Source organism: Grimontia sp. THUN1695 (genome assembly GCF_059704325.2).
In genome coordinates this window covers 2,185,445-2,208,056 of sequence record NZ_AP046577.1, presented here as the reverse complement: position 1 = coordinate 2,208,056, position 22,612 = coordinate 2,185,445, and the positions used below count along the sequence as shown (strand labels likewise).

Sequence of the window (22,612 nt, the reverse complement as noted above, 5' to 3'; positions counted from 1 at the left end):
ATTGAACGCGGTACGGTAAAAATTGGCGCTGGCTGGTGTTTCCATATATTTCCTGCATTGCAGGTGCATCCCTTATCACAAACCTGTGAACGGTGAGATCTGGGCTAGTATGTAAATGGGTGATTAGTCATTAACCCATGGCGACTGTGAAATCACCCTTAGTCAGATGAAGGGGTGATGTATGCTTTACCAACTGAATGCGACTTACATGGATGCTATTAAACCACTGAATTCTTGGGTGAAATTCATCCGAGATGTGAATGCGGCGCCATGGAATATCCTACGGACATCTTCCGTTACCCGCACACTGGATGCGTCTATGGAGCTGGTGGAACGGCTCACCGACTGCTATGACGAACCTGCCTGGGAGCTGGATACCACGGTCATCAATGGCGAAAAACTGGCAATCCAATACAATGTCATTGCGAATAAGTCTTTTTGTAACCTGCTGCATTTTCGCCGCAGCAAAGCCCAGCCCAACCAGCCTAAAGTCTTGTTTGTCGCACCACTGTCCGGTCACTTTGCCACTTTGTTGCGGGGCACCATCGACGCTTTCCTGCCGGATCATGATGTGTATGTGACAGACTGGCGAAACGTTCGCGATGTGCCGTTATCGCAAGGGGCGTTCCATTTTGATGATTATGTGGATTATCTGGTGGAGTTTTTGGAACTGCTGGGGCCGGATACCCATGCCATTGCTGTTTGTCAGCCCTGTGTGCCACTGATGGTAGCCACCGCCTTGATGTCAGCAAAGAATAATCCTGCTGTACCGACAACCATAACCTTGATGGGTGGTCCGATAGATACCCGCATTAATCCGACTGACGTGAACGATTATGCCAGCGGTAAGGATTTGGAATGGTTTGAGTCCAACGTGATATGTACTGTGCCGGAACAGTACCAAGGGGCAGGACAGCTTGTTTATCCCGGCTTTGTTCAATTGTCCGGGTTTATGTCGATGAACCTGGATACTCATGTGCAAAAGCACTTTAGGTTTTTTGGTGATCTGGTGAAAGGGGATGGGGAGAACGCCGAAGCGCACAGAAAGTTCTATAACGAGTATCTCGCGGTGATGGATTTGCCTGCCCACTATTACCTTGACACCATCCGCAAGGTGTTCCTAGAACACAAGCTTCCCAACAAAACCATGCTGTACCGTGGTGAGCCTATCGATTTGGATGCCATTACCCGCACCGCTATGTTGACCATTGAAGGTGAGCTAGATGATATCACAGGACGTGGGCAAACCTCCGCGGCACTGGATCTTTGTACCAAGCTGTCGGCATCGAAAAAAGTCCATTATGAGCAGAAGGGCGTAGGGCATTACGGCATCTTCAATGGCCGCCGTTACCGGGAATCGATAGCGCCAAAAATCAAAGGGTTTATCAAAAAGTACAACCCAAAAGTGGTGAAGGCGGCATAGCCTATTTTCGTCTGTCGGTGAGGAAAACACTTTTGCTTCAGGCGTGATTCTGTTCCTTCCTGATCGTCGTTATAAAGAAACGAAACGGTTAGAGAAGGAACAGCGGATGTTACGAAAAATACTTCCCGTCATCGTGATGTTGACAGGCTTTGTTGGCATATCTACGGCCAATGCCCATGGGCCATCAAGACTTAAAGTCTCCGAGTCTGTCACCATCAATGCTTCGGCAGGCAAAGTGTGGAAAACGGTGGGCGCGTTTGACAGTCTTTCCTGGCTGCCACCGGTGACGAAAGTCGTTATGGAATCGGGAAATCCAACCGAAAAAGGTGCCGTTCGTGTGGTGTATGTGGGCGATCAAAGTGTGACGGAAGAGATCAAAGGCTACAACTCTGATGCCATGATGATCAAATACAAAATCACCAAAGACAATACTGCCTTGTTGCCTGTTACCAATTACCAATCCACGATCAAGGTGAAGCCGGAGGGCGATAAGAGCGTGGTGACCTGGAAGGCAGGTTTCTACCGTGGCTACCCTAACAATGATCCACCGGAAAACCTCAATGATGCTGCTGCGATTGCCGCAATCTCTGGCCTCTACAAAGCCGGACTGGATAACCTGAAAACAGAAATGGAAAAGTAACGCTCACCCAATCTAACCCCATCCTGGCTTTCCTTTTTCAAAGGCGTCGATAACAAAGTCTTGGTGCATTGTCTAAAGGAAAAGGCGAGGAAGGGGCTAACTTTATATATAACCTGACATGGAACCTGTCAGCTCAGCTCTTGCGAACCGCCACCGCTCACTGTCAGTATCTGACCGCTCACCCATGATGCTGCTGGCGAGCACAGAAACAGTGCGGCCATGGCAATGTCGTCTGTTTTACCGAGACGTCCAAGCGGCGTGTGTTTCAGCATTGCGGTTTCGATATCCGGTGTCAGAACTTTCTCAAGAGCGGCTGTGCGAATGGCACCCGGCGCAATGGCATTGACGCGGATGCCTTTGCTGCCAAGGTCGAAGGCCACGTTGCGGGTCAGGTGATTAACGGCGGCTTTTGATGAGCCATAAGAGGCCATCATCCAGTTTTTGTTTTCTCCTGCCATGGAACTGATGTTCAGCACGGCACCGCCTCCGGCTTTTTCCATTTCCGGTGCGCAAAGCTGCATCAGACGGAATGGGGCGAAGACATTGAGCTGGTATGCCCATTCAAAATCAGACATTGGCATGTCAAATGGCTTAGGACCGCCACCACCGGCGTTGTTGGCAAGGATTGTGACTTTGCCGAAAGCAGCAATCGCCTGCTCTACCAGCGCAATGCGATCGTCTTCTTTGGTCACATTGCAGGCCACGGCAATGGCGTGTCGCCCGGTGGCGTTAATGGCAGAGGCCACTTCGTTGGCGGCGTCCAGATTCAGGTCACTGACCACGACCCTGGCACCGGCTTCGGCAAACACTTCTGCGATACGGCAGCCGATACCGGCTGCTGCACCGGTCACGATAGCGACCTGATCATTAAGGCTGAATTGATCAAGAATAGACAAGGGACTGTCCTCCTTCAGTTAAGATGGAATGAGCCTAGTTGCACCTACAACTTAACGCTGGTTCTTTCTTGATACAAGATTAAATAATGCATAGCGGCTTATAAAAACCGCTATATATTAACAAGTTAGGTTAGTGGTGTGTTAACTGGCGTAGCGAAAGTAATCCAGTCCTTCAACATTGCTGGTGATATTGTTACCGATGATTTGTGCCAGAAGATGACCGGAACCACAGGCCATGGTCCAGCCCAGTGTGCCGTGTCCGGTATTGGTGAACAGGTTGCTAAACGGCGTTTTACCGATCAGCGGTGTGCCGTCTGGCGTCATTGGCCGAAATCCTGTCCAGAACTCTGCCTTGTCGAAATCACCGCTGTTCGGGAACAAATCTTTCACCACCATAGAAATCGTCGCTTTGCGCTTTTCCGGAATAGATGGGTCGAAGCCTGCCAGCTCTGCGGTGCCTGCAACACGGATACGATCGTCAAAGCGGGTCAGCGCGACTTTATAGGTTTCATCCATCACGGTGGACGTCGGTGCCTGTGTTTCGTCCGTGATTGGCACCGTCAGTGAGTAGCCTTTTACCGGATAAACCGGGATGCTGAGACCAAGACCGGCCATAAACTGGGTGGAGTAGCTGCCCATCGCGACAACGTAAGCATCAGCTTCCAGCTCGCCCTTGTTCGTCACGACGCTGACTATGCGGGTGCCTTCGCGTTTTACCTCTTTCACGTCGGTGTCGAACATAAATGTTACACCGTGGGCTTTGGCAAGTTCGGTCATTTGCTGGCAAAACAGGTAGCAATCCCCGGTTTCATCATCTGGCAGGTACAGACCACCGGTGAGCTTATGGCTCACTGCGGCAAGCCCGGGCTCCTGTTTAATGCATTCTTCGACGGTCATGCGCTGGTAACGGGTGCCGCTTTGCTCCAGCAGGGCGATGTCTTTTTCCACCGCATCAAGCTGTTTTTCATTACGGAAGATTTGCAGCGTGCCTTTCTGGCGGCCCTGATATTCAATATTGTGTTTGTCGCGAAGCGCTATCAGGCACTCTCGGCTGTGATTGGCAATGCCCAGCATGCGGGATTTATTGAGCTTATAGCGATCAAGCTGACAGTTTGACAGCATTTGTGTTGCCCACTTAATAAGCTGCGGGTCGAGGGACGGTTTTACTTTCAGCGGCGCATGTTCTTCGAGCAGCCAGCGCACCGCTTTTTGTGGAATACCCGGCGCAGCCCAGGGAGAGGAGTAGCCATAGGAGATTTGCCCGGCATTGGCGAAACTGGTTTCCTCCCCCGCTTTTGACTGACGATCCACAACCGTGACTTGATAGCCTGCCTGCTGTAAATACCAGGCGCTCATCAGGCCAACCACACCGCTTCCCAACACCAATGCTTTCATGTTTGCTCTCCCTGTGATTAATGGCGCGAGTTTGCGGTGTTTACATAGTGATAACAATCGATATAAATTAATCGCTGTATATAGAATTTCTAAAGGCAGATATGCAAATACTCAAAGGCCAGCACCTTGGCGCGCTGTATACTTTCGCAGAAGTTGGCAAGCACAATACACTCACTCATGCAGCTAAGGTCCTGCACCTTACGACAGGGGCGGTGAGTCAGCAGCTGCTACAACTGGAGCAACAATTAGGTTTTGCCTTGCTTGAACGTCATTCGCGGGGTATTCGCTTGACTGAAAAGGGAAGACAGCTTCACCAAAATGTGAGTTTCCATTTAGCAGAGATTGATACAGAAATCACCAGTTTGCAGAAAGGAAGCGGTAAAAAACAGGAAATCCGCCTTAAGCTTACGCCTTCATTTGCGTTCAAATGGCTGGTGCCAAAACTCGAAAGCTTCCATCAGGTTTACCCAGATATTCAGGTGCAGATTTTTGCCGAAGGCGCACTGGTGAATGCCGAAACGCGGGACTTTGACCTTGCTATCGACTACCGACCACACCCTTTTAGACACCCCAGCGCCGAACTCTTGTTGGATGAATACCTGTTGCCGGTAATGAGCCCCAGATATCTGGCCCGTCACCCCTGGTTACAAAATGATGCCGGGAATACGGCGCACTGGCAGGCTGTCACCCTGCTGCACGATGCCATGCCATGGGAAAAGGCCGGAAAAGATTTGGAATGGCGAAACTGGGCAAAGGAAATGCAGCTTTCAGTGTCGACTGAGCGCGGCCATTTCTTCAACCGTACCGACATGGCAATGTCTGCTGCTGAAGCCGGTGTCGGGATTGCCATGGCCCGTATGGCGCTTATCGACAATGAACTGGAAACCGGAAGATTGGTTTCGCCGTTCTCGCCAATAAAAGCCAATGCTGGGTATTACCTTATCAGCAGCACCCAGAGTGACAGTAACGAAAAGTTCGTGGGCTGGCTGAAGCAAAATGCGTGTTCCTAAGCCTGTTGAAAAGCAGGGGGCAGGGCATATGTTGAACCTGTAATATGTCAGTTGCCATGATATGCAGGAAACACCTTAGTCTTTCTCATTGTCTTTTTGTAGCTGGGGCCACTCTTGGCTGTCGGTATCATGAGGGCCCGCCAGCCAGAGTTTCAGCATGTACAGCAAACGCTCTGCATTGAGCGGCTTGGTCATGTATACCCATTCAACTTGAAGATGCAGGATTGAGCACTTGAAAATTATCATTTATACGAGACGCTAAAGAGCCTGCGATTTGTGGAAGGATCACAGTGAAAAATCGGCCAATAGCCGCTTCAAAATCCCGTTTACTTTTGAAGTAGACATTGTTCCTTACCTGCTTGTTCATCACTTTCCAAAGCCGCTCTATCGGATTGAGGTTGGGACTGTAGGGCGGTAAATAGTGAAGCTCGATATTCAGCACAAAGGCGGCGTCTTTTACTAAGTCGCTTCGGTGATACCCTGCACCATCCAGAATGAGGTGGAGCTTATGCGTCAGTGGGTAGCTTTCTCTCAGCTTGCACAAAAACCTAACGATGTTTTCGCTGTTGATGCTCTCGTAATTATCGATAACAGTGCGGCCAATCTCAGAGAGATTTAATGCCCCCACAATGTTGAGGCGACTGCGGCTTCCCGTGGTTTCAATCGCTTTGTCCTGCTCAGTACGTATCCAGCCATGAGAGAGTTTGGTGGCCTGAGTGGGATGAACCGCATCCATGAACAGGATAGTTTCCTCTTTGCCGCAGCTGGACTTAAGTGCCTTGTAGGCTTCGACAAATTCTTGCTGTTTAGCCTCATCAAACCTGTGAGGGACACCTTTAGGCTTTTTATAGCGAAAACCTTGGTGATGCAGCCACTTGTTCATGCCAGCGACGGTATAGCAGACGCCGAATTGCGCCAGAACATAGGCAACAATCTGGTGAGTATGGTGATAGGTCACCTCTGTTAAGTGCTCGATGAGCCCCATCGTCTGTGAAGCCGATAAGCGACTGCTGGACCCACCATTTTCAGGTTTGAGTTTCTCGGACTGCGCGTAATCGTGAAGGTGACGGAGAACGGTGGTTTCGTGAATACGCAAGGCTTGAGAAATCATGTCAGTACTCCAACCTTCAGAAGCAAGCAGTACCGCTTTAATACGGTCACGCACTCGACCATCACGCGTTTTATCGTGCTGGTTTTCGAGTTCATGTTTTTGCTTGTAGGTCAGAGTCACTTTCATGGGGCGTAGCATGATCCTCATACCGATGAAAATCAAGCATCTTCAATGATCACGGGTATAGTTATGCTTTACTGGTAAATATAAATATACTGTAACTATCTTTAGATAAGGGGCTGCGATGCAACCCTCTGATAAATCACTTTATTCTTAAGAAGCATGGTTTACAAATTTCTAGCATTTTTGCTCTCAGATGTTCAACTTCTTTGAGAGTTAGAATTTGACTGTCTTCATGATTAGTTAAATTTAAAAGTTCCTTTCCATGCTGTTGGAGGTCTGAAATTGCATTCCTTACGACTTTTACATATTCATCTGCCACAAGATATTTAGTGTTTTTTTCTGTAAAAGACAGAATGCTTGAAAAGTCAGAATGGCGCTCTTTATATTGTCTTTTTAAATCTTCAAACTTATTATTTTTTTTGATTAGAACCTTTAGAGTCACCTCTAGAATCGCTCTTATCATAAGAGAAGATGAATATAAGTTTGTTTTAAAATTTAGTTTTTGTGCTTCTTGGCATAGGTTAAGTAATTTAACATTTCCATTTGGAGTTATTATTTCTGTAGGAATTAATTTTTCATAATATCTTCTAGGTGTATTTTTGATTTTATTTTCTTTTTCCCCGGTTTTATCCTCGGTTGAGTTACTATTTTTTCCGCTAGAAGTAGTGTCCCTTTCCGGATCTTTAGACTTTTTTGATTTAGTACTGAAAATAATATCTGTATTATCTGCCGAAATGTTAGAGAACTCAGCATTAAGAATTCCAATTATGTTGTCTATATACTCTGACATCATTTTTTTGTCTTCTTGACGAGTATTTAGTTTGTTTCCTAATAATGCATCCCTAGCTAATATTTCAAGTAATCGATCGAGAGAATCTTCAGTAAGTGGAGTCTTGGATGTATCTTTTACTGAGATGTTTAACGTTGCATTTTCAGATATCTTTATATCGAAAACAAAATTAATGAAATAGGAAGAGGATACTAATCTTATTATTGCGCCAATATTTAACTTGTCTACTTCGGATGTAAGGAAGTCAATTTCTTGCTCATTCCAACAATCCAGAGTGAATATTTTCTCTGCGATAAGATATACCATTATCCTTTTTCTTATGTCAGATTTACTAATCGAATTATTTAGTATATATTTTACAGCAGATATGGTTGAAAATTCTTCAATGAAGCTATATAAATATGCCCCTTGAGTATATGGACTCCATCTTTTAATTGAGTCAGAAGTATGTTTTGAGGCTAAGTAAGAAGCTGCGTCATATCTACTTTTTAAGGTTACGACTGATAGTCTATCAATAGATTTCAATGCTTCCAAATAATTATCATGCTTAATTAGTCTTTGAATTTTATTATAGTGGGGAGTGCCTTTTAAAATATGCGGCTTTTGAAGAATTTTACATGCGGAAAGCCTGCGGTTACCCTCAATTACAGTAACTCTATTTTGTTTTCCTTCTTCATTATCAATGACGATTAACACTTCATCTGGATGAAATCCATTCTGTACAATAGACTGGCATAAAGATATTATTTCTGCATTTTTTGCCAGTGCAATGATAGCTTCTTTTTGGCTTGTTATATCGTGTCTCTTAATAACTCCAGCAAGGCGAGGGTTTTTGAGATCCAAATCAATTGATTTCACTGTTCTAGTTGATTTTTTAAATTGAACGTTCACGGAATAACCGCCTCAATCAGAATGTATGACTTTCTAGCTATTCTATGGTTTTTAAGCATGCTGTAAAAGAGATTACACGTCAAAGTTTCAATAATTCAGAGTTCAATCACTATAATGATCATGATATAATCTGAAGCATAACTTTATAGACTGTTTTATGTTGATATGCGTTTTCTGACACCCCTACGTTACCCCGGTGGTAAGGGCAAACTGGCGAGTTATGTTAAAGAAACATACAAAGCTAACAACATTTGTGATGGTCATTATGTGGAGCCATACACCGGAGGTGGGGCCGTAGCGCTTGATCTGCTGCTTAGTGGATTAACCGAGCATATTCACATGAATGATATTGATCCAGCCATCTTCTCCTTTTGGCACTCAGTTCTTCATCAAACAGAAGAACTCATCGAGCTTATACATACTACAGATGTGACAATAGATGAATGGCTAAGGCAAAAATCCATTCTTGAGGAGATAAAAACTAGTCCGGGAGAGGCTTCTCTATTATTGGGCTTCTCTGCGTTCTTTTTAAATAGGACGAATCGTTCTGGGATTCTCAAAGCCGGTGTTATTGGGGGTAAAGCTCAAAGTGGACATTGGAAATTAGATGTAAGATTTAACAAAGAAGATCTAATTAAAAGGATAAAAAGAATATCTTTATTTTCAGATAGAATATCCTTATATCAACTTGATGCAGTTGAGTTAATTAGAGTCCTGGATGGAGTAATACCTTCACAATCTTTACTTTATTTGGATCCACCCTACTATATAAAAGGGCAAGGTTTATATAGGAATTACTACTCTCATGAAGATCATATAAAAATTAAAGATGTACTTTGTGAGTCTGGTTTTAAAAATTGGCTAGTATCTTATGATAATGCTGAAGAAATAAGAGATATATACAAAAATTTCAATCAAGAAGCATATTCTTTGCAATATACAGCTCAAACCAAAGCTGTAGGATCAGAAATTATGATTTTTTCTGATGGCATAATTAAGCCTGAAACAAAACTAGGTAAAGCGGCATAAAAAAGCGCCAACCCTTTCGAGTTGGCGCTTCCCAAACGTTTGGTGGAGCTGGCGGGAGTTGAACCCGCGTCCAAAATCAGTCTAACTAATGGCGCTACATGCTTAGTCTATCTTTAATCTCGCCAGTGTGCTGCGGGTAGACACGCCACACAAAGACATACCCGAATTATCTTTAGCGCTTCAGCTCTCGAGTCAAAGCATCCACGCGATCCTGTTTGGGTTTGACTGCCCTTGATCCCCGTCCTACAGGCGGAGGCTAGGGAGGGCAGGCTCTGAGCAGGTTATTAAGCTGCTAGTGCGTATTTTTCGTCGTTTGCGACTATTTTTTTGCGGCTTTTTACGAGGCCAACCGCTCCTCGGCATGCTCCACGAGCCTTCTTGATCCTGTCGAATCCTAGATCAGCCCCGGAATGTGGACGCAGATACTAGCATAACATGCTGCTGCGTCAATGATTATCTGGCTGCGTTCTTCATGATTCGCGCTTTGTCGCGCTGCCAATCGCGATCTTTGGAGGCATCGCGTTTGTCATGAAGTTTTTTACCCTTCGCCAGACCAATCTTAAGTTTAGCCCATGACTTTTTCCAGTACAGGGACAGTGCGACCACAGTGTAACCTTCACGGTTCACTTTGCCGATCAGGGAGTCGAGTTCACGACGCTTGAGCAGCAGTTTTCGCACACGTGTTGGATCCGCCACAACATGTGTGGATGCAACGTTCAGTGGGGTAATAGTGGCGCCAGACATGTAAGCTTCGCCATCACGGAAGAACACGTAGCTCTCACTGATGTTGGCTTTGCCTGCACGAAGCGATTTCACTTCCCAGCCTTGTAGCTCCAGCCCGACTTCAATATCGTCTTCGATAAAGTATTCGTGGCGAGCCTGGCGGTTCTGAGCAATGGTATTGCTGCCCGCCTTATTCTTTGCGTTTTTCTTTGCCATAGTGGCGCCATTATACGTAGTGGTTATGGTGGACGAAACAAGTTTTTACCGTATTTTGAGGCCGTTGGGCAGCCAATGCGCGATTGGGCGATATTTGTTCAATGAAGCTGGCTTCAAGTCGATGCAAAATCGCAGGAGAAGGAAGGTGTTTGGGGAACAATGTGGTCTGGTGATATGATGCCGCAATCGACCTGAGAGGAGACGCTATGCCGCGAATTACCCGTTCTGCGTTGGTGCCGTATAGTGCAGAGCAGATGTTTAACCTTGTTAATGATGTAGAAGCTTACCCTTCGTTTTTGCCGGGGTGCGCTGGTTCTCGCGTGCTGGAAGCCAATGATAACTCCATGACAGCGTCAGTGGATGTGTCAAAAGCGGGCATCCGGAAAACCTTCACCACGCGCAATGAGCTGGTGAATGGCCAGGCTATAAAAATGGAGCTGGTGGATGGTCCATTCCGTAAGCTGGTCGGTGGCTGGCATTTTACCTCGCTGGATGTAAATGCCTGTAAGATTGAGCTGAACCTGGATTTTGAGTTTACCAACAGTCTGGTAGAAATGGCATTCGGTAAAATCTTTAATGACCTGGCTGTTAACATGGTGAAGGCATTCACTGACAGGGCGAGAGCAATTTATGAGTGATGGTAATTTGCTGCACATTGAGGTGATGTATGCGTTGCCGCACGAGCAGCGTGTTTTTAAAGCGATTGTGACACCGGATACGCCAGTGGAGGAGATTATTTGCCACTCTGGCATTTTGGATGCTTATCCGGAAATCGACTTGAAAAAAAACAAGGTTGGTGTGTTCAGTCGTCTGGTGAAGCTGGATGCTACGGTGCATGATGGTGACCGCATTGAAATTTACCGTCCGCTGGTGGCCGATCCGAAAGAGATCCGCCGCCGCCGCGCCGAGCGCATGAAAGCGGAAGGCAAATCTGATCCAGTGACAGGTGGGAAAGTGAACCCACTTCGAAAAGGCGAATAAAGAAAGAGCAGGCAACAGACCTGCTCTTTTTTGCAATTTCCCACTTTAAAAGTATTCAGTTGGAAAGCATTAGCGCCCAAGCGCCGCAACAGTCGCTTTAATTGTCTCTGGATTGGTGATTGTGATGGCAAAATCACTCTCGCCGTTGCCCATGGTGGCGTTCTCGTTGCGAAAATCCATCAGCGAGTTGCGGGTGGTTTTTCCGGAAAGGTGAATTTCAGAAACACCTGTAGCGGAAACTATAGATTGCGCATTGTGAGGAGAAACTCCTGCTCCTGGCATAATGCTGAGCCGTCCTTGGGTGAAGGCAACCATTTCTTTTAACGTGTTAATACCGTCTTCTGCGCGTTTGGCAAGGCCAGAGGTCAGTACACGTTCCACTTTGTTGGTCATCAGGAACTCCAGCGCATCAAAAGGCGCTGAGCAATGGTCAATGGCGCGGTGGAAGGTTATACCCATGCCAGAGGCTGCCTTGATCATATCGCTTACTGCCGTTTTATCGATTTTCCCGTCTGCCTGAAGGGCACCAATCACCACACCATCAAGGCCTGCCTGTTTTGCGGTGTAAATGTCTTCCAGCATGATCTCTATGTCTTCACCGGTATAAAGGAAATCACCTTCGCGGGGGCGGATAATGCCATAAACCGGAATCCCCGAAATGCGCGCCGCAGTTTTCATGTAACCAGTACTGGCGGTCAGCCCGCCTGTCGCCAGGGAGCTGCAAAGTTCAATCCGTCTGGCGCCCGCTTTTTCAGCAACAGGTAGGGATTCAATACTGTCGATACACACTTCAACTAACACAGACATACAACACTCCTTGCGAATGGGATGCTTCATCATCAATGAGTTGCCGCTACATGAGAAGGCAGAAAAGTGTAAAAGTTTGGTAAAAGTTGGGGGGGGGGGGAGAAGGAAGTGCGGACCTAGGACCTAGGAATAACGAAGAGCGGCGCTTGGCCCTGGGAAGAGCGGGTGGAGCAGAAGCGAGAAAGCGCAGACAAAAGCAAACAAGAGCGGAGAAAATAAGGGTATAGAAGCAGATATATGCGGACAAGGAACTAAGAATGTGGAGGCAACTGAAGCAGATTCAAATAGATGATGCGAAGCTTTTCCCAGGTCCCAGGTCCCAGGTCCCAGGTCCCAGGTCCCAGGTCCCAGGTCCCAGGTCCCAGGTCCCAGGTCCCAGGCCCCAGAACCCAGAACCCAGATACAAAAAGGGCCCGGTGGTCCGGGCCTCGTTTTTTTTTATCGCTGACTTTTGGCTTTACGCTTACGCGCTGGGGGAAACGGCTTGCGCAGTTAACCTGTTATTACAGGTCGTCAGAGTGCTGAGACAGGAATGCTGCAACACCTTTTGGTGATGCGTCCATACCTGCTTTACCTTCTTCCCACTGAGCAGGACACACTTCACCGTGCTTCTGGTGGAAGTTCAGTGCGTCAACCATGCGCAGCATTTCATCGATGTTACGACCCAGTGGCAGATCGTTAACCACTTGGTGACGTACCATACCGTCTTCGTCAATCAGGAAAGAACCACGGAAAGCAACACCTGCTTCTGGGTGCTCAACATCATAGGCTTTACAGATTTCGTGTTTCACGTCTGCAACCAGCGGATATTTAACCTGACCGATACCACCGTTTTCTACAGCAGTGTTACGCCATGCGTTGTGAGAGAATTGAGAGTCGATGGAAACACCGATTACTTCAACGCCTTTAGCTTGGAAGTCAGCGAAACGCTTGTCGAAAGCGATCAGCTCAGAAGGGCATACAAAGGTGAAGTCCAGAGGGTAGAAGAACAGAACCGCTTTCTTACCTTTGGTGAACTCTTTGAAGTTGAAGTTATCTACGATTTCACCATTGCCCAGCACTGCTGCTGCAGTGAAATCTGGGGCTTGACGGCCTACTAGTACCATTTCTAAGCTCCTAAAATGTTTAGTTATCAGGCGAAAATGCCTTGATTCATCTATGAACGAGACAAACTATAATGGAACTGATAGATTGGAAAAAGTGAATTTAATAGATTAACCTAATCGGAAAAATCGATGACAAAATTCCCTTCTCTCAAACAGCTCCACTATTTGGTTACACTGTATGAAACGCGCCACTTCGGTGAAGCAGCGAAACAGTGCTTCGTTAGTCAGTCTACACTAAGTTCTGGAATTCAGAACCTCGAAGAGCTAATTGGATCTCAGCTTATCGAGCGCGATAACAAAACGCTGGTGTTTTCGGCGGTGGGGGAAGATGTAGTTTCCCGAAGCCGGGAGATTCTTGCTCGAAGCCAGGATCTGATGGAACTGACACAAATCAGCGAGAACCCGATGCAAGGAAAGCTGCGGGTTGGCTGTATTCCGACCATTGCTCCATTTTTGCTCTGTGATTTGGTGCAGGCAGTGAACCAGCGCTTCCCCGACCTCGACTTGCTGCTACGTGAAGACACCACGGCCAATCTGCTAATGGCCCTGAAAAGTGGTGAAATGGATGTGCTGATTCTGGCATTGCCTGTGGATATCGGCGGAATGCAAAGCCGTATCGTCGGTAAAGATGCCTTCAAGATGGTACTGAGCAGTGCGCAGGCGAAGGGGATAAGTCTCCCTGTCCATTACTCAGACCTGCCGGATGAATCGGTGTTCCTCCTTGAGCGTGAACACTGCCTGACCGACCATGCGGTGTCTGCCTGCCAGCTGACAAGCTCGGAGAAAATTAACCCGTTTTCTGCCACCAGTCTTCACACTCTGGTCCAGATGGTTGCCAACGGGCTTGGGACCACATTTATCCCGCAAATGGCAATCAATCATGGACTTATCGATAACCTCGATTTGGTGGTGATGGAACCACCCGGTCGTGAGGCATACCGCGAGATAGGCTTGGTGTGGCGGCCTACTTCGAGCCGCAAATCGACGTTTGAAGCGTTGGCTGATTTGGTAGAAACCCTGCTTTAGAGGTTCTTTCTGTTGCCAAAATCCGGGCGAATATTCATCGCTGACACGTGCACAGGCGTAGAAAACGATGAAATTCCCTCTGATTTTTGAAGATTCTTTACCTCTCATTAGGTTTATTAATAACTTTGGTTATATATTCCGGACATGGATTCATAATTGGTTATATCTTCTGTTTACAATTTGGTAACCCTCCTGCATTTCTGAAATTAAATTCTGTCGGTATCTGTACATATTTCTCGTAAATAATTAAGTAGTTAGCCTGAATAGTGGCTGATTTAAATTAGTATTACATCTATTAACACTCTGTTGTAAAAAGATTTTGTGCGGAAATATGTATTGACTGCTACGTTTAAAACGCATGGTATTTATATTTCTTTGATTGCACCTTTATGTAATTTAATTTCGTAAGTGGTTACAAAAATGGTGCCATTAGACAATAAAACCACAAACGGAAGAACAATCTGATAATCGTTTCAATTTAGTGTTTTGAGTTAAAACTCTATATTTTTTAACTTATTGATATTTATCTATTTTTATGATTTTAGACTTAAGTCTAACACTTTAGGAAGTGTTGACGGACCCAAATAAATGCGCCAGTTTAGTGGGGTGTTTCGGCGAGTAGAAAGCAATCGAAGCAGTAAAAGATTAATTGATATTGTTGTGATTAAGTTACAAATGGAATTGGAGGCTTTTTATGGAATCACAGGCACAACATACGTTAAAGGAACTGACATTTGTTCCGCCGATCACTGAGACGGAATCTGATGTCCTGACCGATGAAGCGCTCTCCTTTATCCATAAACTGGCTACCCGCTTTGCCCACCGAGTGCCTGAACTTTTAAACGCCCGTGAAGCTCGCCAGGCCAAATTTGATCAGGGCGAATTACCGGACTTCCTGCCAGAAACCAAAGCTATCCGTGATGGAAACTGGCGAATCCGCGGTATTCCTGAAGACTTGCAGGACCGCCGTCTGGAAATTACCGGTCCACCTGAGCGTAAAATGGTGATTAACGCCCTGAATGCAAATGTAAAGGTGTTCATGGCTGATTTTGAGGATTCTTTTTCACCGGTATGGGGGCCTGTTCTGCAAGGGCAGCGTAACCTGACCGATGCCATCAACCGCACCATTTCCTACAACAACCCGGCGACAGGTAAGCATTATACGCTGGGCGAAGACCCTGCCGTGCTGGTTTGCCGTGTACGCGGTCTTCACCTGAAAGAAAAGCACATCCTGTTAGATGGCACGCCGATTCCGGGCGCCTTGCTGGATTTTGGCCTGTACTTCTTCCGTAACCACAAGGCGTTGCTGCAAACCGGCTCTGGCCCGTACTTTTACCTGCCGAAACTGCAGGCACACCAGGAAGCAGCGTGGTGGAATGATGTGTTCTGCTTTGCTGAAGATGAATTTGATCTGCCGCGTGGCACTATCAAGGCAACAGTGCTGATCGAAACCCTGCCAGCGGTGTTTGAGATGGATGAAATTCTCCATGCACTGAAAGATCACATTGTGGCGCTCAACTGCGGTCGCTGGGATTACATCTTCAGTTACATCAAAACGTTCCGTAACCATCCTGATCGCGTATTGCCAGATCGTCAGGTGGTGACCATGGACAAACCTTTCCTAAATGCCTATTCGCGCCTTCTGGTGAAAACCTGTCACCGCCGTGGGGCGATGGCAATGGGCGGCATGGCGGCGTTCATTCCGTCGAAAGACCCAGAACAAAATGCCAAGGTGCTGGAAAAAATTAATGCTGACAAATCGCTGGAAGCCAATAACGGACACGATGGCACCTGGGTAGCGCACCCGGGCCTTGCGGATACAGCAAAAGCGGTGTTCGATGCAGCGCTCGGTGCGCGTAAGAACCAACTTGATGTGCTGCGTGAGCAGGATGCGCCTATTACGGCGGCTGAACTCACAGAGCCCTGTGACGGTGAGCGAACCGAAGAGGGCATGCGCCACAACATCCGTGTAGCGGTGCAATACATCGAAGCCTGGATTTCTGGCAATGGCTGTGTGCCGATTTATGGCCTGATGGAAGACGCGGCGACGGCGGAAATATCTCGCGCGTCTATCTGGCAGTGGATAAAACACGAAAAATCGCTCAGTAATGGCAAGACGGTTACCGCTGATTTCTTCCGCCGCTGCCTGGCTGAGGAGATGGCGGTGCTGAAACAGGAACTGGGGGACACTGTATTCAACGGCGGAAAATATCAGCAGGCGGCCAGTTTGATGGAGCAACTGACCACCAGTGATGAGCTGGCAGATTTCCTGACGTTATCTGGATACGAATTGCTGGACTAACTACCGATTTAACAAACATTGAGAGAGGGAAGCACAATGACGATGACAAGACAGCAACAAATCGAAGCATTGGAAAAAGACTGGGCAGAAAATCCACGCTGGAAGCACGTGAAGCGCCCTTACACCGCGGAAGAAGTGGTTGCCCTTCGTGGCTCGTTCGTACCAGAGCAAACCATTGCCCAGCGCGGCGCTGACAAATTATGGGGACTGGTGAACGGCAGCGCCAAAAAAGGCTACGTGAACTGTCTTGGTGCACTGACCGGCGGTCAGGCTGTCCAGCAAGCAAAAGCAGGAATTGAAGCCATTTATCTCTCTGGCTGGCAGGTAGCGGCAGATAACAACACTGCCTCTTCCATGTACCCAGACCAGTCGCTGTATCCGGTAGATTCTGTCCCGGCTGTGGTTAAGCGTATTAACAATGCCTTCCGCCGTGCAGACCAGATTCAGTGGTCAAAAGGGGCAACGCCGGAAGAAGGTACTGACTACTTTCTGCCTATCGTTGCGGATGCAGAAGCCGGCTTTGGCGGCGTACTGAATGCGTATGAACTGATGCGCCATATGATTGAGGCGGGGGCAGCTGGTGTACACTTTGAAGACCAGCTGGCGTCAGTGAAAAAATGCGGCCACATGGGCGGCAAGGTACTGGTTCCAACTCAGGAAGCGGTTCAAAAACTGGTTGCAGCGCGCCTTGCGGCTGATGTTGCAGGCACCACTACCTTAGTGATTGCGCGTACAGATGCAAATGCGGCGGATCTGCTCACGTCCGACTGCGACCCGTACGATAAAGACTTTATCGAAGGCGAGCGCACCGCAGAAGGGTTCTACAAAGTGCGTGCAGGTATTGATCAGGCGATTGCCCGTGGCTTGGCTTACGCGCCGTATGCTGACCTTATCTGGTGTGAGACAGCGACGCCGGATCTGGAAGAAGCGCGCCAGTTTGCAGAAGCGATTCATGCTCAATATCCGGATCAACTGCTGGCGTATAACTGCTCGCCATCGTTCAACTGGGAGAAAAACCTGGATGCTGACACCATTGCAAGGTTCCAGCAGGCACTGTCAGACATGGGCTACAAGTACCAGTTCATCACCCTCGCGGGTATTCACAACATGTGGTACAACATGTTCGATCTGGCCCATGCGTATGCGCAGGGCGAAGGCATGCGCCACTACGTTGAGAAAGTCCAGCGTCCTGAGTTTGAAGCGGCAGAGCGTGGTTACACCTTTGTTGCGCACCAGCAGGAAGTGGGTACCGGTTACTTTGACAAGATGACCAATACTATCCAGGGGGGCAACTCGTCAGTCACGGCACTGACCGGCTCTACGGAAGAAGACCAGTTCTGACCTACGCTAGATAACATGCAATAACCTAGCTCTTCGGGGCCAAAGAGCCCCAATATCCACGCTTTCAGCGACCTTCGGGTCGCTTTTTTTATCTTTGATTTTCAGTTTGTTGCTGTCGGTGATGAAAAAGGTAAGCTGCATCAAGCACATCCTCATAGATGGAAGGGAAGGCTTCTAAAAGGGTATGGCGATGGGTCAGCAATGTATCGGCCGTCTCTGCAAGGGGCGCCATCCTAGGGCTGCGGGAAGACATCCGTTTGAGGGCAAAAGGCAGGGTCTGGATATCTGCATAAGACGGGATCCAGCCTTCACGCCACATTTTATCAGAGAGGTATAGGTATCTTTCCGGTAGAGGGTTAGGCTCGCCCTGGGTTTGTTGCCGACAGGTTGTTTCAGCCTTCGCCAGGAATTTCTCAAACGGCAGCCTGTTGAATCGCTCCCAGTGAACCACCAGAGCATGATCCCAGAACATGTCTAAGGCTATCGCACTGAAGCGGTATAAATGGCGGGGGAAAAGTACTCTGTAGGGTTTTATGGCGTCAAGGCTATCGATATAGCCGTCAACAAAGCGGTGAAGGTAGATTGCCCGGGTTGTTTCTGGCAGGAATTTGTTATCCGGTTTTCCCCGTACAAAATCAGCCATTAGGTTTCCCATCAATTGGCTGTTGCAGTGTGTGGCGATGTGTAAATGTGCCAGATAGTTCACGCGTCCTCGGTGTCATTCCTCTCAAGCAGAAGGCATAGCCTAACGCAGCTGCATTCACTTGTCGCAAGGTTTCTCGGACTCAGACACTATCCTCGTCCTGTTCCATCGGCTCGGTTTCTTCCTGAATTTCGAGCAGAGTGATGGCGATAGCGACAAAATCACTGTCAGTAATAATGCCAACCAGTGTGTCATTGTTAATTACAGGCAGACAGCCAATCTTGTGCTCTTGCATATACAGTGCTGCGGCTTTGAGCCCCGCGCACGGTGACACTGTATACAGGGAACGTTGGAGGAAGCGTGAAAGCGGTGTCATCATCGGATCATTGTCACCTACAGCCTTTTCCAGGCTGGACGTTTGCGCCGCAAGTACATCTCGCTGGGTGACCAGTCCTTCCAGCTGACCTTGCTCATTAACGATAGGAACATGCCGGATCCGGTGTGACTCCATCAGGCACTTTGCGTCAGATATCGTATTCTTAGAAGTGAGAGTGATGACATGGGTACTCATCATATCTTGAACGGTAAACATATGGCCTCCAGAAACACACGGAATGATTAAGGCTATATACCGAATGTAGCGAAAAAAATCGGTAGTTTAGGTGACCGCACTCAAACTTCCACTTGTGAGACAGAAACGGTTTCACTTGCGTTTTGTGCAGTAGAAACATGCGGATGTGTAAGCATCACAGTGCGCATCATGGTTAAACGGAGATAAGCGCGATGGGTAAGACACTTGTTGTTACACTTTTTATGCTGTTTTCTGCATTCAGTCAGGCTTTAGAGCTTTCGCCCCGTGTAGTGGGTGGGACCAATGCAAGCATTTCTGACGCCCCCTGGCAGGCGTTTGTTCGTGTAGGAAGTTTATTTTGCGGTGGGGTAGTGATTGCCAATCGTTGGATCCTGACAGCCGCTCATTGTCTGGATACGGCAGGGGATAATGAAGCTTTCTCACTGGTATCGGCGGGCTCTGTGTCGGTGTATACGGGGACGGCTGAACTTGCTGGCGTAAACCTCCTTGATTTCCGCTCTGCCGTTGAGTCGGTTTACGTGAACAGTAATTATGATAAAAACGCCTTTACCAATGATATTGCGTTGGTAAAACTCTCTACAGATGTCCATCCCAACGCGGTTGTAATAGCGTTAGCCAGCAGCAGCGATCAGGCAACAGTGGATGCGGGCGCCAATGCGGGCAATAATGATCTTCTGCTCAGTGGCTGGGGATTCACAGATACAGACCGGACAGTGGATACGAACACATTACAAAAAGCCAACCTGTCGGCAGTGTCTGATGCGACCTGCGGTTCTTTATGGGGAGCAACGGTCACCAATGTTTCTGGCTATCAGGGAAAATATCTCTGCGCACTGGAAAGTGGCATTGGTGCCTGCAACGGTGATTCTGGTGGCCCGTTAGTCTGGTTTGATCCGTCAAAAGCCGGTGATGCTGATGGCGGGGCAAGGTTGGTCGGGCTGGTGAGTTTTGGAGTGGCCTCCCAGTGTGCCTCTCCCATCTATCCCGATGTATATACCCAGGTCGCCAGTTACCTCAGCTGGATAGCCAGTTGCCAGCAAGGAAATTGTGTCGCACAGGCTTCTACTGTGATAGGGGAGACGAGTGGTGGGGGAAATGTGTCCTTGTTATTTTACATATTGCTGGCGGTCATCTTTCGCCATCTATTTGTGTTAAAAATAAAATATCCCCGCAAATATCAAGCATAAATTATTGCCTCAAGTTTGACACTTTTACTGCATATTTATCTTGAATTACTTTGCCAGCCAGACTGAATGAGATACGGTTTCGCTAACTCAATAACAAAGGGTTGGCAAAGGATATGTCTAACAATAAATACGCAATGACTGCGGTCATTCTCTTTGCAGGATGGGCGTCATCTGCAAGTGCCGGAAATGAAATCAGTCCTCGGATTGTGGGCGGGCAGGATGCCGCGCTTTCAGACGCTCCCTGGCAGGCTGCTATCACTATCCGGCGTTCCGGCAGCGCGGCTTTTTGTGGCGGTGTCGTGATAGGAACCCGCTGGGTACTGACGGCAGCGCACTGTCTGGATTTGGCCAGCGATAACGCGGCCTATTCTCTGGCTCCCGCCAGTGCCGTTTCTGTTTATACCGGCACAGCCATGATCAATGGCGCTGATTTCGGTGATTTCCGCTCTGGTGTCGCAACCACGTTTGCTCACAGGGACTACAACAAATCTAATTTTTCTAATGATATTGCGCTGATACAACTGAGCAGTGACATCCATGCTAATGCTTCAACAGTGCCGTTGGCAAACACGACAGATCAGGCGGTTTTAGATAGCAATGCCGGTAACAATATCCAAGATCTCCAGTTAAGTGGCTGGGGATTTATCAATACATTTGGGACCGTTAATACCGATGTTCTTCAAAAAGCGACCCTGACAGCCGTTCGTGACGATGTATGTGCAACTAACTGGGCGACAGAGACAAATTTGGATATTTCTACCGTGGATGGCTATGAAAACCATCATCTCTGTGCAGAGCAAAGTTTTACCACCGTGTGTAATGGTGACTCCGGTGGCCCCTTGGTTTGGAATGATAATGGTGTTTCAAAACTTGTTGGAATCGTGAGCTTTGGTGTGAGGACCGAGAACGAACGTTGCCCGATCAGTCATGTGCCTGATGTGTTTACACAGGTTTCCCATTATGCAAACTGGATTGGCCGTTGCCAGGCTGGCGATTGCTATAGTTTTACGCCACTCGTCATCAATGAAGGTAATGGCGGCGGGTCACTCGGCTGGCTTTCTCTTATCCCATTCGGGGCTCTGGTATTGCGGCGCAGGCTGCGATAACGCCTCACCATTTGTTTGCTGTTTTGCAGCCGGCAAGCCCCATCCTGCTTGATATTGCAGCACAGCAGCCTATACTAGCGGGCTGCTGTAGAATGGGGCTTTTTCAATGCAAGTATCCGATTTCCATTTTGACCTGCCAGATTCACTGATTGCGCGTTATCCGCAGCCTGATCGCACTGCGAGCCGTTTGCTGCAACTGGATGGCAATACCGGTGAACTGAGTCACAGGCAATTCACTGACATTCTTGACCTTGTCGAGCCTGGCGATCTGATGGTGTTCAATAACACCCGTGTTATTCCTGCACGCGTGTATGGCCGCAAAGCATCCGGTGGCAAGATTGAAGTGCTGGTGGAGCGTATGCTGGATGAAAAAACCATTCTTGCGCATGTACGCTCATCGAAATCCCCTAAACCAGGCACCCAGCTTTTCCTCGGTGAAAATGATGAATTTGAAGCGGAAATGGTGGCTCGCCATGATGCCCTGTTTGAAATCCGGTTCGCCGGTGAACTGGCGGTTCTCGATATCCTGAACCAGGTTGGGCACATGCCGTTGCCGCCGTATATTGACCGTCCGGATGAAGACTCAGACAAAGAGCGCTACCAGACGGTTTACAACGAAAAACCGGGCGCGGTAGCTGCCCCGACAGCAGGTCTGCATTTTGATGAAAAGCTCTTGGCAGCTCTGAAAGAAAAAGGGGTGGAAACCGCCTTTGTCACCCTGCATGTAGGGGCGGGTACTTTCCAGCCTGTGCGTGTCGATAACATCAACGATCACGTAATGCATGCTGAATATGCCGAAGTGCCACAGGAAGTGGTGGATGCGGTTCTGGCGGCCAAAGCGCGTGGTAACCGTGTGATTGCGGTGGGTACAACGTCAGTACGTTCGCTGGAAAGTGCATCGCAGCATGCGAAAAAAGAAGGCACCGGCCTTCAGCCTTTCTTTGATGATACCCAAATCTTTATTTATCCAGGTTATGAATGGCAACTGGTGGATGCGCTGGTGACCAACTTCCACCTGCCAGAATCGACCCTTATTATGCTGGTCTCTTCGTTTGCCGGCTATGACCATGTCATGAATGCTTACAAAGAAGCGGTCAGCAATGAATACCGCTTCTTCAGTTACGGTGACGCGATGTTCGTTACCCGTCAGGCTGAGGTATAATCAAGGGCTTGCATGATGACACTGCTGTTGTTTATGGCAGGGTGGCTCCAATTTTAACTGGCTGTCGACGATAGAGCAGACAGCCAGTTTTGTCTCTGTGTAACAGGCACAT

At 48.0% G+C, this 22,612-nt stretch carries 21 protein-coding genes and 1 other RNA gene; 12 read left to right on the top strand and 10 right to left on the bottom strand.

The window, feature by feature from the left end:
• Window positions 1-181: 181 nt before the first annotated feature.
• Both AC6IB1_RS13645 and AC6IB1_RS13640 read left to right on the top strand, forming a co-directional pair.
• Window positions 182-1,423 (top strand): polyhydroxyalkanoate depolymerase, encoded by a 1,242-nt coding sequence (locus AC6IB1_RS13645; RefSeq protein ID WP_497567105.1) that lies wholly within the window; start codon window positions 182-184, stop codon window positions 1,421-1,423.
• Between the two features lie 106 nt (window positions 1,424-1,529).
• Window positions 1,530-2,063, top strand: a complete 534-nt coding sequence (locus AC6IB1_RS13640; RefSeq protein ID WP_497567104.1) for an SRPBCC family protein — start codon at window positions 1,530-1,532, stop codon at window positions 2,061-2,063.
• Window positions 2,064-2,191: 128 nt separating this feature from the next.
• Here AC6IB1_RS13640 and hdhA read toward each other — a convergent pair whose 3' ends face one another.
• On the bottom strand, window positions 2,192-2,959 hold the full coding sequence (gene hdhA / locus AC6IB1_RS13635; protein WP_497567103.1) for a 7-alpha-hydroxysteroid dehydrogenase: 768 nt from the start codon (window positions 2,957-2,959) through the stop codon (window positions 2,192-2,194).
• A 141-nt stretch (window positions 2,960-3,100) separates the two neighbouring features.
• Window positions 3,101-4,354 (bottom strand): D-amino acid dehydrogenase, encoded by a 1,254-nt coding sequence (locus tag AC6IB1_RS13630; protein WP_497567102.1) that lies wholly within the window; start codon window positions 4,352-4,354, stop codon window positions 3,101-3,103.
• A gap of 101 nt (window positions 4,355-4,455) precedes the next feature.
• Here AC6IB1_RS13630 and AC6IB1_RS13625 point away from each other — a divergent pair, with 101 nt between their 5' ends.
• Complete coding sequence (locus AC6IB1_RS13625; RefSeq protein ID WP_497567101.1) at window positions 4,456-5,364, top strand: LysR substrate-binding domain-containing protein; 909 nt, start codon at window positions 4,456-4,458, stop codon at window positions 5,362-5,364.
• 205 nt (window positions 5,365-5,569) lie between these two features.
• Here AC6IB1_RS13625 and AC6IB1_RS13620 read toward each other — a convergent pair whose 3' ends face one another.
• Together AC6IB1_RS13620 and AC6IB1_RS13615 are read right to left on the bottom strand one after the other, a co-directional pair.
• Window positions 5,570-6,601: an IS630 family transposase gene (locus tag AC6IB1_RS13620; RefSeq protein ID WP_497567100.1), complete on the bottom strand. Its 1,032-nt coding sequence runs from the start codon at window positions 6,599-6,601 to the stop codon at window positions 5,570-5,572.
• 136 nt (window positions 6,602-6,737) lie between these two features.
• Complete coding sequence (locus AC6IB1_RS13615; protein WP_497567099.1) at window positions 6,738-8,279, bottom strand: hypothetical protein; 1,542 nt, start codon at window positions 8,277-8,279, stop codon at window positions 6,738-6,740.
• Between the two features lie 165 nt (window positions 8,280-8,444).
• Here AC6IB1_RS13615 and AC6IB1_RS13610 point away from each other — a divergent pair, with 165 nt between their 5' ends.
• On the top strand, window positions 8,445-9,308 hold the full coding sequence (locus AC6IB1_RS13610) for a DNA adenine methylase (protein ID WP_497567098.1): 864 nt from the start codon (window positions 8,445-8,447) through the stop codon (window positions 9,306-9,308).
• A 40-nt stretch (window positions 9,309-9,348) separates the two neighbouring features.
• Here AC6IB1_RS13610 and ssrA read toward each other — a convergent pair.
• Window positions 9,349-9,715, bottom strand: a transfer-messenger RNA (tmRNA) gene (gene ssrA / locus AC6IB1_RS13605).
• Window positions 9,716-9,761: 46 nt separating this feature from the next.
• Window positions 9,762-10,247: an SsrA-binding protein SmpB gene (gene smpB / locus AC6IB1_RS13600; protein ID WP_005503787.1), complete on the bottom strand. Its 486-nt coding sequence runs from the start codon at window positions 10,245-10,247 to the stop codon at window positions 9,762-9,764.
• Window positions 10,248-10,453: 206 nt separating this feature from the next.
• On the opposite strand from smpB, the gene AC6IB1_RS13595 reads away from it, so the two are divergent.
• Both AC6IB1_RS13595 and AC6IB1_RS13590 read left to right on the top strand, forming a co-directional pair.
• Window positions 10,454-10,885 carry an SRPBCC family protein gene (locus AC6IB1_RS13595; protein WP_005503786.1) on the top strand — a complete coding sequence of 144 codons (432 nt, stop codon included), beginning with the start codon at window positions 10,454-10,456 and terminating at the stop codon, window positions 10,883-10,885.
• Window positions 10,878-11,228: an RnfH family protein gene (locus AC6IB1_RS13590; RefSeq protein ID WP_497567097.1), complete on the top strand. Its 351-nt coding sequence runs from the start codon at window positions 10,878-10,880 to the stop codon at window positions 11,226-11,228. The genes AC6IB1_RS13595 and AC6IB1_RS13590 overlap by 8 nt, the downstream gene beginning before the upstream one ends.
• Before the next feature lie 69 nt (window positions 11,229-11,297).
• Here AC6IB1_RS13590 and AC6IB1_RS13585 read toward each other — a convergent pair whose 3' ends face one another.
• Both AC6IB1_RS13585 and AC6IB1_RS13580 read right to left on the bottom strand, forming a co-directional pair.
• A complete protein-coding gene (locus tag AC6IB1_RS13585) occupies window positions 11,298-12,035 on the bottom strand; it encodes a copper homeostasis protein CutC (protein WP_497567096.1) in 738 nt (245 codons plus the stop codon).
• 503 nt (window positions 12,036-12,538) lie between these two features.
• Window positions 12,539-13,141 (bottom strand): peroxiredoxin C, encoded by a 603-nt coding sequence (locus AC6IB1_RS13580; protein ID WP_005503783.1) that lies wholly within the window; start codon window positions 13,139-13,141, stop codon window positions 12,539-12,541.
• A 129-nt stretch (window positions 13,142-13,270) separates the two neighbouring features.
• Here AC6IB1_RS13580 and AC6IB1_RS13575 point away from each other — a divergent pair, with 129 nt between their 5' ends.
• From AC6IB1_RS13575 to aceA, 3 genes are all read left to right on the top strand, one after another.
• Entirely contained in the window at window positions 13,271-14,167 is an 897-nt protein-coding gene (locus AC6IB1_RS13575; protein ID WP_040528579.1) for a hydrogen peroxide-inducible genes activator, read from the top strand.
• A 694-nt stretch (window positions 14,168-14,861) separates the two neighbouring features.
• Window positions 14,862-16,469, top strand: coding sequence for a malate synthase A (aceB, locus tag AC6IB1_RS13570; RefSeq protein ID WP_497567095.1), 1,608 nt, complete (start codon window positions 14,862-14,864; stop codon window positions 16,467-16,469).
• 36 nt (window positions 16,470-16,505) lie between these two features.
• Window positions 16,506-17,810 carry an isocitrate lyase gene (gene aceA / locus AC6IB1_RS13565; protein WP_497567094.1) on the top strand — a complete coding sequence of 435 codons (1,305 nt, stop codon included), beginning with the start codon at window positions 16,506-16,508 and terminating at the stop codon, window positions 17,808-17,810.
• Window positions 17,811-17,898: 88 nt separating this feature from the next.
• Here aceA and AC6IB1_RS13560 read toward each other — a convergent pair whose 3' ends face one another.
• Window positions 17,899-18,516 (bottom strand): ACP phosphodiesterase, encoded by a 618-nt coding sequence (locus AC6IB1_RS13560; protein WP_497567093.1) that lies wholly within the window; start codon window positions 18,514-18,516, stop codon window positions 17,899-17,901.
• A gap of 79 nt (window positions 18,517-18,595) precedes the next feature.
• Window positions 18,596-19,045 carry a CBS domain-containing protein gene (locus AC6IB1_RS13555; protein ID WP_497567092.1) on the bottom strand — a complete coding sequence of 150 codons (450 nt, stop codon included), beginning with the start codon at window positions 19,043-19,045 and terminating at the stop codon, window positions 18,596-18,598.
• 191 nt (window positions 19,046-19,236) lie between these two features.
• On the opposite strand from AC6IB1_RS13555, the gene AC6IB1_RS13550 reads away from it, so the two are divergent.
• The 3 genes from AC6IB1_RS13550 to queA all read left to right on the top strand — a co-directional run bounded on the left by AC6IB1_RS13550 (window position 19,237) and on the right by queA (window position 22,500).
• Window positions 19,237-20,232, top strand: coding sequence for a S1 family serine peptidase (locus AC6IB1_RS13550; RefSeq protein ID WP_497567091.1), 996 nt, complete (start codon window positions 19,237-19,239; stop codon window positions 20,230-20,232).
• 113 nt (window positions 20,233-20,345) lie between these two features.
• On the top strand, window positions 20,346-21,338 hold the full coding sequence (locus tag AC6IB1_RS13545; protein WP_497567090.1) for a trypsin-like serine protease: 993 nt from the start codon (window positions 20,346-20,348) through the stop codon (window positions 21,336-21,338).
• Window positions 21,339-21,444: 106 nt separating this feature from the next.
• Window positions 21,445-22,500, top strand: coding sequence for a tRNA preQ1(34) S-adenosylmethionine ribosyltransferase-isomerase QueA (gene queA / locus AC6IB1_RS13540; RefSeq protein ID WP_497567089.1), 1,056 nt, complete (start codon window positions 21,445-21,447; stop codon window positions 22,498-22,500).
• Window positions 22,501-22,612: the final 112 nt, after the last annotated feature.